Here is a 15,473-nt window from a genome sequence, read left to right as displayed (position 1 = left end):
ACAAGCTGAAGATCGTCGATCCGGGCGCGCTGATCCTGCGCCATGCCTGCACCGGCTGCGGCGTCCACATGCACGGCCCGGTCGAGCGCGACCACGCTTTCAAAGGGCTGTCCTTCATCCATCCGGAGCGCTTCCAGGAAGACGGCTGGGCGCCTCCGGGCTTCACCGCCTTTGTCTCTTCGATCATCGAGTCCGGTGTCGATCCGAGCCGCATGGACGGCATAAGGTCACAGCTGAAGTCGATCGGCCTCGAACCTTATGATTGCCTCAATCCAGGACTGATGGACTATATCGCCACCTGGACGGCCAAGAGATCCGGCGCGTTGCCGGCCTAACGACTGATCAGACACTATCCTTGGGGGCCGGACGAAATCGCCCGGTCCCACGCGTTGGAACGAACGCAGGCGAGCGCGTAGACGATTCGTAAGTCATTGCCGACGTGCTGTCAGCCTCGGGGGGCGTTGGGCTCAACGGGAATATGCTGAAATTGGTCCAACCGGATCGTATAGCTTCAACATCAGCGACTGCGATCAGTTGGTTCTGGCTTGGCGCGGCCCAGATCGTGGACTACAGCTTGGATATCGCGGGCAAAGTCGCGCCCAAAGCGCGATGGCGGCAAGGTGTTACCAGTACGGCATCGAGCGCCTGGCGGGGCTTGAACGGCAGCACTATCAGCTTGCTGCGTTTGTCCAGGAAACCAGCCCGTATACCAGCGCGACCCCAGACCAGCCGATACCATCGGTGCGGCCGCGAACAAGGCGGGCGTCGGGGAAGCGTCGTGTGGCGGCCGGCAACAATGCGAAAGCCGGCGGTCACTGGCTGTCACGCGAAGCCGGAAGTCGGTCACGACCTGTCTCTGTTTCAATGGATCTGTCGCCGGCACATTCGGCCGATTTGGGCCACCGGGCAAGGCATTGCATTTCAGAACGGCCACATCTGCCGCATGGCGCCGCGGAAATCATGGGCACATTCTGCTTTAGCCGGCCAAGATGGCAATGTACTATTTGCCAATAAGCTGGCCATGGTTGCAGGACTATTCTAGGCCAGACCAAACCGAAATGAAGCTGATGACCGATCGCGCCAGGTTCCTGATCATTGACGACCATCCGCTGTTTCGCGAGGCGCTGCACAGCGCCGTGCAGATGGCCTATCCGGAGGTCGACACGGTGGAGGCGCGCTCGATTGCCGAGGCGCTCGAGCTTCTGACGGATGCCAAGCCGTTCGACCTGGCGCTGCTCGATCTCAGCATGCCCGACGTGCATGGGTTTGACGGGCTGCTGCAGCTCAGGACGCGTTATCCGCGCCTGCCGGTGGTCATCGTCTCCGGCTACGAGGAACCGAAGATCATTTCCGAGGCGCTGTCCTACGGTGCGGCCGGCTTCATCCCGAAATCGGCGCGCAAGAGCGACCTTGCCGCCGCCATCCGCTCGGTGATGGAAGGTGCGATCTATGTTCCCGAGACCTATGAGGGCCGGCCGCGCGACGCCGACAGCACCGACCGCGCCGAGATGGTGCAGCGCCTGGCTACGCTGACGCCGCAGCAGCTCAAAGTGCTGCAGATGCTGCGCCAGGGCCTGCTCAACAAGCAGATCGCCTATGAACTGCAGGTCGGCGAGACCACAGTCAAGGCGCATGTCTCGGAAATCCTGCGCAAGCTCAACGTCTACAGCCGCACACAGGCGGTGATCGAGGTCTCGAAGCTCGACAATGCCGAGCTTTTTCGCGATCCGGCGGGGTTTTGAGAGCGCTCGCTAAAAAGCGCACTGTCACCGTAGTCGACCGCACTCGTGTCACCGCAATCGGACTAGACTAGCGACGGCTCTCACGTTCCTGACACCAGCTAAGCAACCCGCGCCTGTCTAGTCAGATCAAATTCACGCGGCGATTGCTCTGCAGCAGTTAGCCGCTTTCCCTCGTCTAGTAAAATGGCGGCCCCGGGTCCAACGTAGAATGCTTTAATTTTACTAAATTGCTTTTTGAATGCTCTATTAAAAGTCTTCATTAGCTCCTGAGCGAGCGGCGTGTCGGAGACCGTTGCCACGCGGCCATTTATCACAACATCTTCAGCCCATCGCCCACCAGGGGAAAAGTTACTGTGTCCGGATTGCCAAGCTGATCTAACGAATACCGGATGCCGGAAGGTGTTTTTATCGGCCTCACCTCAATGGGCACAGCGTGGCCAGTGACAAGAAATGATCGACCGCTGGAAGCCGATTCAGTGGTTGATTGCCCAAGAGTTGGAATTTGCCTTCTATTGCTAAAAAAGTCGAATTCCATCTTGGGAAAATGACCCATAAGGATGTATTTTATCTAAATTTCACGTTCTACTGCCTCCAATACGGGAAGAAGATCGTCCTTTAGCGCGAAGAAGTGAATCTGCTTCATATGAATTACCGCCGAGGCACAAGTAATGGCTGGAATACGGTGATCCGTGTGCTGGGAAGATACGACCAGTTCAAGCCAGCAGATGTGCCAGCAACGCCCTCAGTTGCGCCGGCTTCAGCGGCTTGCGCATCAGCTCGATGCCGGCGGCGCGGGCGGCCTTGGCGACACTTTCCGAGCCGTCGGCGGTGACGATCAGCGCCGGCACCGCGCGGCCGAGACAATCACGAACTTTGGCGATTGTGGTGGTGCCGAGGTCGCCGCCGTCGAGATGCTGGTCGGCTATGACAATATCTGGCAACCAGTCGGTATCGCCAAGCAAGTCGAGCGCGTCACCGGTCGAGGTGGCGGGGCGCACCAGGCATTGCCAGCGCTCGAGCAGGGAGGTCATCGCCTGCAGCACGTCGATGTCGTTCTCGACCAGCAGCACCCTTGTGCCGAACAGACCGTAGCCGCGCGGCCGCTCCATGTCGACGGTGCTGGCGATTGGATCGGCCGTGTCGCCGATCCCGACCGGAACGTCGATATGGAAAATCGTGCCATGTCCGACCTTCGACGAAAACGTGACGGGATGGCCGAGTGCCGCGGCGATGCGGCGCACGATGGCCAGCCCCAACCCCAGCCCGCCGGCGGCAAGCCCGGCATCCGTCGGGATCACGCCGCGATGGAATTCCTCGAACACCGCCTCGCGCTGGTCGTCGGGGATGCCGCAGCCGGTATCGGCGACGTCGATGCGGATCGTGTCGCCGCGATGCCTGGTGCCGACCAACACGCCGCCCGAGCGGGTATAGCGCAGTGCATTGGACAGGATGTTCTGCAGGATGCGGCGCAGCAAGGTTCGGTCCGAACGAACGAGCGCATTGACCGGCCGGAACTTCAGCGTCAGCCCCTTCATCTCCGCAACCGGCTGAAAATCCGAGCGCAGAGACGAAAACAGCGTCTCCAGGCTGACATCGGTGATGTCGGGCTGCACGACGCCGGCATCGAGCTTGGAAATGTCGAGCAAGGTGCGGAGCAGGTCCTCCATCGTCTCCAGCGATCGCTCGACCTGGCGGACCAGCTTTCTGCCTTCCTCGCTGGTCTGTACTTCGGCAAGCGCCGAGACCGACAGATGCGCGGCGTTCAGCGGCTGCAGCACGTCATGGCTGGCGGCCGCCAGGAACCTGGTCTTGGACAGGTTTGCCAGCTCGGCGTTTTCCTTGGCTGCGTTCAAGTCGATGTTCGACTGCTCCAGCCGGCGCAAGGTCGAATGCAGCTCTTCGGTGCGGCTGCGCACCCGGCTCTCAAGCGAAATGGCGGTCTGGAACAGCGAAAAGGCATTGCCTTGCTGGTCCATGGAACGCTCTACGCGGCTGATCAGCGCGGCGTTGATCTTCTTCAGCTTTTCCAGGTCGTCGATGTTCCTGAGCGGCATCCCGGATTTCCTACTCCGCCGCTTCGGCCGCATTGCGTTCACCGAAGGCGATGCCGGTGAAGGTCTGGTTCAGATGCATCGAACGGTACTGTTCGCCATAGGTGCCGAAGCCGAGGACGTTGTTGACCTTGTAGAGTTCCGAAATCTCGCGATAGACTTGGCGGTTGCGCGCGTCGAGCCGGCGCAGCACGCAGTCGAAACCGAGGATCAGGTCGATGCCGCCAAGCCTTTCGCTGACGTCGCTGAGCGCGGCGCGGGTCGCCTCGACCATGTCCTTAGGCTGGGCGACGGCAAGCACGACACCATCGTCGATGGCGCAGAAGAACGACAGCGAGCCGTCCGCGTGCATCTTCTGGATTGAACGGCAGTAAAATTCGCCGCCGACTTTCACCACCACCGGGTGCGAGGCAAAACTCAGTGGCGTCAGCATCTGCGCGACGACGCCGACCGAGGCGGCATATTCCTCGGCGGCAATGGTGGCGTTGAATTCGCGCACGATGCGGTGGTCGGGATCGGATGCCGTCACCACCAGCTTCTCGTCGGTGGGAACGAAATTGTCGGTCTTGAACACGTGGAAAGGAATTTCCGTGGTGATCAGCACGATGATGGCGCTGTCGGAGGTCACTTTGCCGTTCGAGATCAGCCGCGTTGTCTCGAATTTCAAATCATCGCCAGCCGACCCGCCGATCAGTGGGATGTCGTCGAGCCCCCAATGGATGGCGGAGGTCACCGCTTCTTCGGCATAAGACAGGCCGTCGATCAAGCAGAGCGCGAAAGTGGTGTCGGCTCGCTCGTGCCCGAGGCGCTCGTGTAACGAACGCCTCAGCGCCTCGACTTCGCCGGTAATCCCGTCCATGCCCGATGAGGACAGATTTTCGACCATGGTGCTGGCTGCCGAAAACGATGCGGAGGGAAGCAGCATAGCCAGGATCTGGCCTTCCTCCAGCCCTTTGGGCGTTATCTCACCGGCCGTCGAGCAGCCGGCATAGTGGAGCGCCGGCGCGTGGGTCTTCAGCGCTTCCGACAGGGCGACGGCCTCTATGAGGCTCTGCGAGAAAAACAGGAGGGCAAACCCGGCGTCAATGGCCGTTGCTTCCGCTGCCACCGCCCGGGCGAACGCATCCGCGTCAGATTCGTCGGTGGTGAGCACCGAAAGGCCGCATGCATAGCGCGTCCGTGACTTGGCCAGCGGCTTCCTCCTCCATTTCCTCCAACGCTCTTTTTTGTGCGCGTCTGGCGCGCCGGCGTCGAGGTCATTGTTGTCTTGAAGCGATGCTTTGGCAATGAGCCAACATGATGGATTTGAAGTTTCTGCCGTTTGACGGCGTCCGCGCAGCCACTCGCAGACGAAAGGCCGCATCGCACCGCCATCGCGTTCGCTTCGTTACGCCGTTTCCTGCCTTTGCGTGACAACTGAGTCATCCAGCGGGCAGTGCAACATCACGACCGATGCGGAATCCGCCAAAGCGGTGCGAAACTTCGTAGGAGCAAGGTCTTCGCGAGTGCCGAGCAGGGGATATTTGTCACCACCGCCTCTCGTTCTCGAAAGTAGCGCGAGCGCTACCGAGGAAGGCCCGAGAGACGAAGTCAAAGCTGCACCTGGAGCTGATCGACGGAGAGCAGTTGCTTGAGATGCTTTACACAACCAACGCGCCGAAGCCTGCCCTGCCTCCGCCGCAAGTCAAACTCGACCAGGAATGGCGGGACGTCCATGGCCCGGGCCATTCTCGCACTCGACTTTTTACTGATTCCATGAGCGGATGGCCCCGTTGGGGGAGCCGCAGACGCGCTCGGCCGAAAGTGTCTGGCATGTGGTCTGAGATCGATCGGGTCGAAGCCAATTTCCGCCTGCCGCGCTTCACGCTATTGCAAGACATTCAAATTTGAGCTTCCGCACTCATGCTTTGTCGAGAGTATCTCCGTAGGTTTTAGCCGTTCTGAATCACCGTCGGCGACGATGAAGACGAAATAGGAGAACGCAATGGCTCGCAATCACGTTGAACGTCTTGGAGAGTTTAGGGAAATCTTGGTCGCGACGCGGCGCGAAGGAGTCCGTAACGTGCACCATACTCGCGACGCAATGCGGGCAAGTGGCTTTCAGATCGGGGACAGCGACGGCTCCAGCTACGGAGCCGAGCTGAAGGTGCTCCAAGAGGAAATTGAGGCAGTCGATCGCGCCATCGAAGACGAGAAGCGGTTGGCCCTGGCCCTCGAGAGCGCGGCTCAATCCCGCCGACCGACTAAACCGAGAATCGTGAAGGGAACATAGAGTCCGGTAAGGCCCTTGGCGCCCGTCGCGTCGATCGCCTTCGGTACAGTGTCGGGCTCGTCGCCGCCGTGGTGCAGCGCCCTAAAAGCGGACGTTTCACTTTCGGCTCCTAGCGCAATGTAGAGCATTTGCTCGGCAAAAATCGCTCCTGTGAACTCGGACGTCGCATGGCGGACCAACAGGTTCGGCCAACATCAGGTGAGACGCAGTCCCAACAAACATGCAGTTCAGACAATCGATTACGCGTCTTTGTTGAAGTCGTGCCATGCGGCCGATCCGAAAGGATCAGCCGCATCCGGCATCCTTCACCTTCACTGACTGAAACACGCTTGAAAAAATCGGGCCCGTGTAGACTAAGTTGCATGGACTAAGTCAGAGGCCCGCAATGCGCACCGTCAATATCCACGAGGCCAAGACGCATCTGTCTCGTCTTGTCGACAGGGCGGCCAAAGGCGAATCCTTCATTGTCGCCAAATCCGGCAAGCCGATGGTCAAGGTCGTTGCCATAGACGCACCTGCGGCCGGCGAAATGCGTCGGGTGGGGTTTTATGGCCGGGCGGTTTTCAGTTCCGGACGATTTTGATCGCATGGCCGATGACGAAATCGAGAAGCTGTTTGGCGGCGATGCATGAAACTTCTTCTCGATACCCACCTTCTGCTCTGGGCGGCGGGCGAGCCCGAAAAGCTCCCGCCCGCAACCCTCGCTGAGATCGAGAATGCCGATAACCACTTGACGTTCAGCGCCGCAACTCCCTGGGAGATTGCCATTAAACGCGGTCTGGGCCGCCCTGACTTCAGGGTCGATGCGCGTCTTTTACGTCGGGGCCTGATCGACAATGGCTATGATAAGCTGCCATCACCGGCGAGCATGCCATTGCAGTGGAGGGGCTTCCACCCATCCACAAGGACCCATTCGATCGGACCCTGATTGCTCAATCGATTGTGGAAGGCATTACTTTGCTGACCGTCGACGATCTGGTCGCGCAGTATCCTGGGCCCGTCCGTCGTCTCTGATCAAGCTGGACCCAAGCCCCTCGGTAGGGTAGTCCAGCTATCGCTTCAGACCACCCATGAACGCCTTTACTCGAGCAGAGTCGACCTGGTTCCACCAGACGCCGTCGTGCTTCAGCGCGCTGGCGATGATGACCCCGTCGACAATGTCGAGGATATCCTTGGCATTGTCCGGCGTGACACCGCTGCCGACCAGCGTCGGCAGGCCGGCGGCCTGCTTGATCATACTTATGTAGCCCAAATCCGCAGCGTGGCCGGTGCGCTGGCCAGTGGCGATGATGGCGTCGGCGTCGAAGAAGACCAGGTCCTTGACCAGTTCCTCCACCGGGCGGTCGGCGACGATGGCGTGTGCGCCGTGCTTGACATGGGCATCGGCGAAAATGCGGATGCCGTTGGCGCGCAGCCTGGCGCGGTAGCGCGCCGCGCGGCCCGACTCGCCTTCGACAAAACCCTCATTGGCGACATAGGCGTTCGCCCATTGATTGACGCGGACAAAACCGGCGCCGGCAGCGCTGGCGATCGCCAGGGCCGGGATCGCGGCATTGGCCAGCACATTGATGCCGATCGGCCTGCCGAGTTCGCGGCGGATGCGGTCGGAAACGACCGCCATATAGGCCGCCGTCTCCGGGCCGATATCATCAGGCTTGGCGAAGGGGATGTCGCCATGGTTCTCGACGATGACGCCGTCGCAGCCGCCGTCGAGATAGGCCTTGGCGTCGTCGAGCCCGCGCTGGTAGATCGCCTCGATAGCCTCGCCGTCATAGCGCGGCGCGCCGGGCAGCGGCGCCAGATGAACGACGCCGATCACCACCTTGGTGCGGCCGAAAAGGTCCACGAGCGCGTCGCCGCCGGATTGGCCGAGCTGGGTCATGAGAGCTCCATTTGATCGATGAGCGCCGCCATCTCGGAGGCGGAAGGACAGGATGCCAGTGTTCCCGGCCGTGTCACGGCGATTGCGGCGGCGGCGAGCGCCAGCTTCAGCGCCGAGATGACCGGCATGCCCCGGGCAAGCCCACCGGCCAGACAGCCGCAGAACACATCGCCCGCGCCGCTGGTGTCGAGCGCTTCGACCTTCGGCGCCGGCAAGCGAAGCGGTTCCGTCCGGTCCGGGCCAAGCACGATGCAGCCTGCGGCACCGAGGGTGATGACGACGGCGCCTGCGCCTTTGGCCACCAGCGCGCCAGCGGCTGCTGTCATGTCATCCCGGCCGGTCAGGATTTGCGCTTCGGATTGGTTTACCACCAAAACCTCCGCCAGGCCGAGATCGGGCAGCGAGGCGGTGTCGATCGGGCTGGCGTTGAGAACGGTGCGCGCACCGTTTCCCTTTGCTGCTCTGAGGCAGGCATTGGTCACGGCAGTCCGTAAATTTCCCTGGCAGACGAGGATGTCGCCGGGGGCGATCCAGCGGACAAGTGCTGTTTGCGCAACCGGATCGAAGGCTTCGCTGCAGGCGACGCCGCTGACGATGAAATTCTCTCCGCCTTTATCGACGACGATGGTCGAGCGGTCGCTCGGCAGCTCGAATTCGCTCACCTCAAGGTCTGACAGCTCGCTGTCGAGGCGGCTCCTGATCCACGCGCAAGCGGGGTCCTTGCCGAGCGCCGTCCAGAACGTCACCTCTGCACCAGTCCGTGCTGCTGCGACTGCCTGATTGGCGCCCTTGCCGCCGAGCCCGTCGGCATAGCTCATGGCATTCAAAGTCTCGCCCGCGGCAGGGAAGCGGCCGACGCGAAACACGGTATCGACGCAGGCATTGCCGACGACGTGGACATGCATGGCTCAGCTCTCACCGGTCGCCCAGCCCAGCATCTGTTCGAACAGGGTCTTGTAGCCTGGCCAGGCGATGAATTGCGGCGGCAGCCAATGCGGCCCGACATCGGATGTCCAGGCCACGGTGCGGCCCTTGCCGTAATGGCCGGTGACAAGCAGCGGCAGCGAACCATAGTCCGATGACACGCTGGCCAGAACTTCCGCATCGTCCTTCAGCGTCACCTCGTTGAAGCCGAGCAGGATCGGCCAGTCCGAGCCGAGACCCCTGAGGATGGGATGGCTCGACCCTGGTTTCGGCATCGGCGCAAAGCCTTCGGGAACCTCGACTCGGTCGTCGAAGGCCAGGCAGTTCACCGGCAGCACGTCCTCGATCGGCGTCTTGCGGTAGCGCGCGCCGCCATTGATGCCCTGGAAGCTGTAGTAACCGCCGAACATCAACAGACCGCCGCCGCCGCTGACGTAATCGCGCAGCAGGCGCAGGCGGTTCGGCGTCGGCTTGGAGTGGACCCAGGTGTCGGGATGCAGCAGCAGCGTGTTGGCGCCGATGTCGGAGAGCACGACCCCGTCATAGGCCGACAGCGCCTCCATGGTCTGTGGAAAGCCGCGCTGCGCCTCATGCGCCGGCATGAACGTGACGTCGAAGTCGGTCGCCTTCAGCGCACCCAGCAACTCGTCTGCGCCGGTGTGGTAGGTAACGGTCGGAAACTGGTCGAAACCCTTGATATGGGTCGCGGTCGACACCCAGGATTCGCCGGCAAGCAGGATCTTCTTCTTGGACATTTGAACTCCCGTGTAATTCAAGGCCGCTTAGAGCCGCGCGAATACGCTTTTCGGATTGGCGATCAGCATGCGGTCGATGGCCGGCTGCTCGACGCCGTGGCGTTTTAGGCGCGGTATGAAATGCTTCAGGATATAGCCATAGCCGAAGCCGCCGAAGCGCGTCAGCATGATCTTGAGGAACACATCCTGCGACAACAGCAGGCGGTCGCCGAAGCCCGCCTCGATAAGGGCGGCGATGGCGCGTGCATTCTCCTCGTCGGAGGGCGATTGCGCGTCCTGGTCGGCGTAATAATAGTCCATGCCGATCATGTCGTATTCGAGGAACGCGCCGCGCCGGGCGAGGCTTTTCTGGTAGTCGGGATCGTCGTGGCTCGGGTTCATGTGGCAGAGCACGGTGTGGCGAAGATCGGCGCCTTCGGCCTCGACGATATCGAGCACCTCGTGCGCCAGCCGCTCCCAGCCAGGCAGATGGATCGACAGCGGCACGCCGGTTATGCGCGAGGCGCGCGCCGAAGCTCGCAGCGACTTGCGTTCCTCGGCGGTGAAATCCTTGCTGACGCCGACCTCGCCGATCAGCCCGGCCATGATCGGCGGCTGCGTCTCGCCGCCGCCGACATCGTTGACGATGAACTCGGTCACGGCGTCCACATCCATCGCCTTCAGCCATTCGGGATGGGTGTGCTCGAGATAGAAGCCGGTGCCCATGACGATCTTCAGGCCGGACATGCGGCTGATGCGAGCGAGCTTTTCGGGGGCGCGGCCGATGCCGATATTGGTGGCATCGACGACGGTGTGGCCGCCCAACGCGCGATAGCGCTGCAGCTCAGACAGCGCCAGGTCGGCGTCGTCGAGCGAGACGTTGTCGCGGTTGACGTATGGGTTCATGCGCAACTCGCCGATGATCTCGATGTTCACCGGCTGCTCGGCGATCGCTATGTCATCGGGATGGCAGGGGCATTTCCAGCTGCGCGCTCCATCGAGCAAGATGTGCTCGTGCATCAGCGTAATGCCCATCTCCTCGACCGGAACCGGGCCGAGCACGGTCATCACATGGCCGGTTTCGACCCCGATTGGCAGCCGCCGCCTGGGCACCGCGTCATCGAACAGATCGCTCATCGGCTCAACGGCTCCGCACGGCGCCGCGGAACAGGCGGAAGTTCAGCCAGATGGCGATCAGGATGATCGTTCCAGTGACTATCGGCGTCAGGAAAGGCGACAGATGCGCCAGGATCAGGCCGTTGCCGATGACAGCCACGGTCAGCGCGCCGAGCACCGTGCCGATGATCGTTCCGCGGCCGCCGAACAGGCTGGTGCCGCCAAGCACGACGGCGGCGATGACTTCCAGCTCGAAACCCTGGCCGGCATTCGAAGATCCCGATCCAAGCCGGGCAGCAATGATGATCCCGGCGAGGGCGGCCGCGATGGCGGAAATCACATAGACGAAGAGCGTCGTCTGCCGCGTGTTGACGCCGGCGCGCCGCACCGCCTCGGCATTGGCGCCGATACCGGTGACATAGCGGCCGAATGGCGTCTCGTTGAAGGCGAGATACGCGATGGCCAGGATCGCCAGCGCGATCAGCGCCGGCACCGGCACGCCAAGAAACCAGGCGCGGCCCAGCACGGTGAAAGCGCTTCCGGGCTCGATGGGGATGGAATAGCCGCCGGTGATCAGCAGCGCCACGCCACGGATCACCGAAAGTCCGGCAAGCGTGACGATGAAGGACGGGATGCCCTCATAGGCAATGAAATAGCCCTGTACCGCCCCAAGCAGGGCACCGAGCGCCAACATGGCGAGGATAACGACTGGCCACGGCAGGCCAAACTGCAAAAGCGTCGCCGACAGCGTCGCCACCAGCGCCAGCACGGAGCCGACCGAAAGATCGATGCCGCCAGTGGTGATGACGAAAGTCATTGCCGCGGCGACGATCAGCAGCGGCGCCGACTGCCGCAGGATGTTCAACAGATTGGGCGATGTCAGAAACGCGTCGGTCGCAACCGAGAAGATGATGCAGACGACCAGAAAGAACAGCGCGATCGAGACGACGCTGCCATTGGCGAGCAGCGCATCGCGCCAGGTGCCCCTGCGTACTCGTGAGGGCTGGGCGGTGTGGATCGCGTCGCTCATGCCGGCGCTCCACCGCGATAGCCATTGGTGGCGGAACGCGCACTGAACTTGCGGCCGACGATCAGATTGACCACGTCTTCGATATTAGTGTCGCCGATCGGCCGCTCGGCGACATTGCGCCCTTCATACATGACCTGAATGCGATCGCAGACGAGGAAGAGATCCTGCAGCCGGTGGGTGATCAGAATGACGCTGACACCGCGCGCACTGACCGCGCGGATCAGTTCGAGCACCGCCTCGACTTCGGCCACGGCAAGCGCTGCCGTCGGCTCGTCCATGATCAGCACGGCCGGCTCGAACGAGGCGGCGCGGCCGATCGCGATCGACTGGCGCTGCCCGCCGGAGAGGTTTTCGACCTTGAGCCGCGTGTCGGCAATGACGATGCCGAGCCGATCGAGCATCTGGCGCGTCTCGTCATGCATGCGCTTCTTGTCGAGAAAGGAAATGCCTGCGATGCGGCGGCGCGGCTCGCGGCCGAGAAACAGATTGCCGGCGACATCGACCGTATCGCAGAGCGACAGGTCCTGGTAGACCATCTCGACGCGCGCCGCGCGTGCGTCCGCCGGCGAGCTGAAGATCACCGGCTTGCCGTCGATCTCGATGGTGCCGGCGTCGGGAACCACTGCCCCCGACAGCACCTTGCTCAATGTCGACTTGCCGGCGCCATTGTCGCCGACCAGCCCCAGCACCTCGCCCGGCTTCAGCGTCAGCGACACGTCATCGAGCGTCTGGATGGCGTTGTAGCGCTTTGAGATGCCGCTCATCCGCACCCGATAGGTCTGGCCACTGCTCATCTGGAATTCCACGCGATTGCAAGGGATCCGCGGCGCAGCCTCGGGCGGCGCCGCGGCTCGGTCGCCGACGCAGTTTACTTGAACATCGCGCGATATTGGTCGACATTCTTCTTGGTCACGATCGTCACCGGGATATTGATGATCGGGTCGATTTTCTCGCCCTTCTTGATCTTGCCCAGCGCTTCGACCGCGGCCTTGCCTTCGCCGGCCGGATCCTGCTGCACGACCGCCACCACCCAGCCGTCGTCGATGCCCTGAACGGCCTGCTTGGTCAGATCCCAGCCGAACACCTTGACGTCGCCGGTGCGGCCCTGGCTGGTCACAGCCGAAACGGCGCCGAGCAAGGCCGGTTCGCCGGTCGCATAGAGCGAGTTCATGTCCGGATTGGCGGTCATCAGGTTTTCCGAAGCGCTCAACGCGGTCTCCTGAACGTTCTGGCCGTCGACTGTGTCGAGGAAGGTGACGGCCTGGCCGCTTTCGGTGACCGCCTTCTTGAAGCCGTCGAGGCGCTGGTTCTGGATGAATGAATTGAGTGCGCCGACGATACCGATCTTGGCCTTGCCGGCCATATCGGTCTTCACATAGTCGGCGTAGAATTTGCCGATGTCCTCGCCGGCCTTGGTGTTGTCGACGCCGATGAACGAAATATTGTCGCCGTCGGGGATCTGCGCGTCGATGGCTATGACGGGAATGCCGGCCGCCTTGGCGGCGGTGATCGCAGGCTTGACGCCGTTGACGTCGATGGCGACCAGAATGATGCCGTCGACTTTCTGCGTGATGTAGTTCTCGATCGCGTCGTTCTGCGCGCTCGGCACATTGTTGGCGTTGAAAATGACCAGCTTGGCGCCAGCGGCGTCGGCTGCCTTTTGCGCGCCCTCGTTGATCTGGTTGAAGAACAGGGCCTGCTGGTTGATGTTGACGAGAGCGAACGTATCGGCAAGCGCCGATCCCATGGCTGCCGAGCCCATGGCAATGGCGGCGGCACAGCCGGCGAGAAGTTTGAACAGACGCATTTCGGTTCCCCTTGCTTGCGGACCAGACCTCGGCTGGTCCCGTTGGTGCGACAGGCACGAGGCAAGCATTCAAGAGACTTGAATATTTGTCAATCCAAATGAACGCAGAGCGTTGCTCAGAAAGTCGCCGGCGTGTTGACCCAGAAAATGCTAGCGCGTTCCTCACCGATGTTGCGGTAATGATGCGGCAGCTCCGACCTGAACACGAAGGCATCACCCGTGGCGAGAGCATGGCTCTTGCCGTCGACGATCAGTTCGACCCGCCCGGCGAGCACGTAGCCGACTTCCTCGCCGGCATGCTGGATCGGACCTTCGCTCGAGCCCTCTGCCTCGATGTGATGGATGTTGCATTGTAAGAGGTGGCCAGGCGAATACGGGATGATGCGTTCGAGCGAAATTCCCTCGCCACGCCGTAGCGCGTCGAGCGCGATCAAAGGCCTTGCGCCCGCCCGGAATACGATCGCCTCGTCGTCGTCGACTTGCTCGAACATCCAGCCGATGTTGGTGTCGAGAACCTCGACCAGACGGTGAAGCATGGGCAGGGACGGCGAAGCCTTGCCGTTCTCGATCTTGGACAGCAGGCTTTCCGAGCAATTCGCAGCCGCGGCCAGCGTCTTCAGCGTCATGCCGCGTGTCTGGCGGGCGAGGCGCAGCCGAGTTCCAAGTCTTGCGGCATTTACGGTGGCGTCCGTTTCTGATTCTGGCCGCCGTCGATCGATTTTGTTCATCTGTTCGCCAACCATTCAACGGTCAAGGGCAACTATCGCGCGAGCAAAAGACCTCGGCTGACGATTTGCAAGTGCTGATGCGTCAAATTCGAGACTGCAGCCGCAGCTACCTCATCCGGCGAATACCGCTCCCGCATGAACCGTGCTGATCCCGCGCCAGTTATCCCCTATCGCTTGGCTGTCCATCGTGGTCGAAATCGCCAGCCGTTACCGCGTTTGCGTCAGGTGGCGAGTGGACTTGGAACGACAATGCGGGCAAGGCGGGCCACGCAGCCAATCTACACAACCACGGCCGCGCCGACACGATAAAATCTGGACTGTCACCGAATTGCGGAGCGCGCCCAGAAGTCACCCGCGGCAGCGCCCCATGGCGTTACGCCCAGGGCGCGCAGGCTCTCGATAGCCGCGACGTATCCAATGAAATCCCTGGGGCAGTCGCGCACCGCTTGAGCTTCGGCAATTTTGAAGAAAGTCCAACAGAATTAATGGACTAGCACCTTGCTTATGTAAGTTGCGGAAGCGACGCGCGGTTAATGCTTTAGAAGTATAGACACATCGACACGAGGTGCGAAGAAGCAACGCCAATACAGCTGGTTGGTTACAACATATTTATTTTCGCAGATATGGTATTGCCCGTCCGGGGATTCCTGTACACGGTCCCGTGGGATGGTGAAATTATGCGGCAAATAAGTGTACCCGCCGTCTACCCTGGACCGCACCGAAGACCGAGGTATGGCGCGGCAATCTGAACCGCCGCAGCACTTGAATTTGGTCTGTGGGTCAATCTTATCTTCGTACCAATCATGGGCGTTAGCGGCTGTTGCGGCGGCGATACATATCGCCGTGAAGATGAGCCTTCGCATGGCATTCCTCAAGTATCTGGCAGGCGCTGCTCGTTGGGTTTTCCATGTATATTAGCGTTCCATTGAAAATACCATTGGCCTCCGACCGACTTAACGCAGCTCCAGCAAGCGACGCTCGCAACGAAAGACCGCATTGGGTCACGTCAGGACGACACTTGCGCCGACCAAAGGTCAGCTCTTGTCGCTCCGGGTTGGAAACCCGACCGTCTGCTCTGCGCCTGATGCACGAACATGAAGTAATCGCGGAAGCGGTGGCCACCTGAGATGTGGCGGCGATGTTCGAACATCTGGCCGGCTGGCTGTCCTCCGATAGGATGAAGAACG

The 15,473-nt window shown here is 61.5% G+C and carries 13 protein-coding genes and 3 pseudogenes; 5 read left to right on the top strand and 11 right to left on the bottom strand.

All coding sequences use genetic code 11. From position 1 onward, the window contains the following. Together NKJ91_RS32140 and NKJ91_RS32135 are read left to right on the top strand one after the other, a co-directional pair. Positions 1 to 335, top strand: a pseudogene (locus NKJ91_RS32140) (S-(hydroxymethyl)glutathione synthase); the annotation flags it as partial. A gap of 723 nt (positions 336 to 1,058) precedes the next feature. Beyond that, complete coding sequence (locus NKJ91_RS32135) at positions 1,059 to 1,742, top strand: response regulator (RefSeq protein WP_023679211.1); 684 nt, start codon at positions 1,059 to 1,061, stop codon at positions 1,740 to 1,742. 713 nt (positions 1,743 to 2,455) lie between these two features. Here the strand turns inward: NKJ91_RS32135 and NKJ91_RS32130 are convergent. Together NKJ91_RS32130 and NKJ91_RS32125 are read right to left on the bottom strand one after the other, a co-directional pair. Further along, entirely contained in the window at positions 2,456 to 3,796 is a 1,341-nt protein-coding gene (locus NKJ91_RS32130; protein ID WP_352458700.1) for an ATP-binding response regulator, read from the bottom strand. A gap of 10 nt (positions 3,797 to 3,806) precedes the next feature. Then, positions 3,807 to 4,946, bottom strand: coding sequence for an FIST N-terminal domain-containing protein (locus NKJ91_RS32125; protein ID WP_352458699.1), 1,140 nt, complete (start codon positions 4,944 to 4,946; stop codon positions 3,807 to 3,809). Between the two features lie 831 nt (positions 4,947 to 5,777). On the opposite strand from NKJ91_RS32125, the gene NKJ91_RS32120 reads away from it, so the two are divergent. The 3 genes and pseudogenes from NKJ91_RS32120 to NKJ91_RS32110 all read left to right on the top strand — a co-directional run bounded on the left by NKJ91_RS32120 (position 5,778) and on the right by NKJ91_RS32110 (position 7,079). Continuing rightward, the gene (locus NKJ91_RS32120; RefSeq protein ID WP_023679221.1) at positions 5,778 to 6,065 is read left to right on the top strand and encodes a hypothetical protein; all 288 of its coding nucleotides are present in this window, start codon (positions 5,778 to 5,780) and stop codon (positions 6,063 to 6,065) included. Positions 6,066 to 6,450: 385 nt separating this feature from the next. Continuing rightward, positions 6,451 to 6,697, top strand: a pseudogene (locus NKJ91_RS32115) (type II toxin-antitoxin system Phd/YefM family antitoxin). Next, a pseudogene (locus NKJ91_RS32110) lies at positions 6,694 to 7,079 on the top strand (type II toxin-antitoxin system VapC family toxin). Before NKJ91_RS32115 ends, NKJ91_RS32110 begins: the two co-directional pseudogenes overlap by 4 nt. 37 nt (positions 7,080 to 7,116) lie before the next feature. Here NKJ91_RS32110 and NKJ91_RS32105 read toward each other — a convergent pair. The 9 genes from NKJ91_RS32105 to NKJ91_RS32065 all read right to left on the bottom strand — a co-directional run. Next, positions 7,117 to 7,947 (bottom strand): BtpA/SgcQ family protein, encoded by an 831-nt coding sequence (locus NKJ91_RS32105; RefSeq protein WP_352458698.1) that lies wholly within the window; start codon positions 7,945 to 7,947, stop codon positions 7,117 to 7,119. Next, positions 7,944 to 8,852 (bottom strand): ribokinase, encoded by a 909-nt coding sequence (locus NKJ91_RS32100; protein ID WP_352458697.1) that lies wholly within the window; start codon positions 8,850 to 8,852, stop codon positions 7,944 to 7,946. The genes NKJ91_RS32105 and NKJ91_RS32100 overlap by 4 nt, the downstream gene beginning before the upstream one ends. A 3-nt stretch (positions 8,853 to 8,855) precedes the next feature. After that, the gene (locus NKJ91_RS32095; RefSeq protein ID WP_352458696.1) at positions 8,856 to 9,626 is read right to left on the bottom strand and encodes a glutamine amidotransferase; all 771 of its coding nucleotides are present in this window, start codon (positions 9,624 to 9,626) and stop codon (positions 8,856 to 8,858) included. 27 nt (positions 9,627 to 9,653) lie between these two features. Next, entirely contained in the window at positions 9,654 to 10,742 is a 1,089-nt protein-coding gene (locus tag NKJ91_RS32090; RefSeq protein WP_352458695.1) for a phosphotriesterase family protein, read from the bottom strand. Positions 10,743 to 10,746: 4 nt separating this feature from the next. Beyond that, positions 10,747 to 11,751, bottom strand: a complete 1,005-nt coding sequence (locus tag NKJ91_RS32085; protein ID WP_023679227.1) for an ABC transporter permease — start codon at positions 11,749 to 11,751, stop codon at positions 10,747 to 10,749. After that, positions 11,748 to 12,545 carry an ATP-binding cassette domain-containing protein gene (locus NKJ91_RS32080; protein ID WP_352458694.1) on the bottom strand — a complete coding sequence of 266 codons (798 nt, stop codon included), beginning with the start codon at positions 12,543 to 12,545 and terminating at the stop codon, positions 11,748 to 11,750. Before NKJ91_RS32080 ends, NKJ91_RS32085 begins: the two co-directional genes overlap by 4 nt. A gap of 74 nt (positions 12,546 to 12,619) precedes the next feature. Then, a complete protein-coding gene (locus tag NKJ91_RS32075; RefSeq protein WP_352449198.1) occupies positions 12,620 to 13,558 on the bottom strand; it encodes an ABC transporter substrate-binding protein in 939 nt (312 codons plus the stop codon). 116 nt (positions 13,559 to 13,674) lie between these two features. Then, complete coding sequence (locus NKJ91_RS32070) at positions 13,675 to 14,286, bottom strand: cupin domain-containing protein (RefSeq protein ID WP_352458693.1); 612 nt, start codon at positions 14,284 to 14,286, stop codon at positions 13,675 to 13,677. An 810-nt stretch (positions 14,287 to 15,096) separates the two neighbouring features. After that, a partial coding sequence (locus NKJ91_RS32065) for a hypothetical protein (protein WP_352458692.1) occupies positions 15,097 to 15,473 on the bottom strand: 377 nt, incomplete at its 5' end.

Origin of the sequence: Mesorhizobium sp. M0040, from assembly GCF_040323505.1 — a bacterium.
Classification (GTDB): Bacteria; Pseudomonadota; Alphaproteobacteria; order Rhizobiales; family Rhizobiaceae; genus Mesorhizobium.
This window is presented reverse-complemented; position numbering and strand designations above follow the sequence as displayed.

Bases quoted from the DNA above. Each gene is read 5' to 3' on its own strand.
- NKJ91_RS32135 (WP_023679211.1), top strand. From the start codon at position 1,059: ATGAAGCTGATGACCGATCGCGCCAGGTTCCTGATCATTGACGACCAT.
- NKJ91_RS32130 (WP_352458700.1), bottom strand. From the start codon at position 3,796: ATGCCGCTCAGGAACATCGACGACCTGGAAAAGCTGAAGAAGATCAAC.
- NKJ91_RS32120 (WP_023679221.1), top strand. From the start codon at position 5,778: ATGGCTCGCAATCACGTTGAACGTCTTGGAGAGTTTAGGGAAATCTTG.
- NKJ91_RS32105 (WP_352458698.1), bottom strand. From the start codon at position 7,947: ATGACCCAGCTCGGCCAATCCGGCGGCGACGCGCTCGTGGACCTTTTC.
- NKJ91_RS32100 (WP_352458697.1), bottom strand. From the start codon at position 8,852: ATGCATGTCCACGTCGTCGGCAATGCCTGCGTCGATACCGTGTTTCGC.
- NKJ91_RS32095 (WP_352458696.1), bottom strand. From the start codon at position 9,626: ATGTCCAAGAAGAAGATCCTGCTTGCCGGCGAATCCTGGGTGTCGACC.
- NKJ91_RS32090 (WP_352458695.1), bottom strand. From the start codon at position 10,742: ATGAGCGATCTGTTCGATGACGCGGTGCCCAGGCGGCGGCTGCCAATC.
- NKJ91_RS32085 (WP_023679227.1), bottom strand. From the start codon at position 11,751: ATGAGCGACGCGATCCACACCGCCCAGCCCTCACGAGTACGCAGGGGC.
- NKJ91_RS32080 (WP_352458694.1), bottom strand. From the start codon at position 12,545: ATGAGCAGTGGCCAGACCTATCGGGTGCGGATGAGCGGCATCTCAAAG.
- NKJ91_RS32075 (WP_352449198.1), bottom strand. From the start codon at position 13,558: ATGCGTCTGTTCAAACTTCTCGCCGGCTGTGCCGCCGCCATTGCCATG.
- NKJ91_RS32070 (WP_352458693.1), bottom strand. From the start codon at position 14,286: ATGAACAAAATCGATCGACGGCGGCCAGAATCAGAAACGGACGCCACC.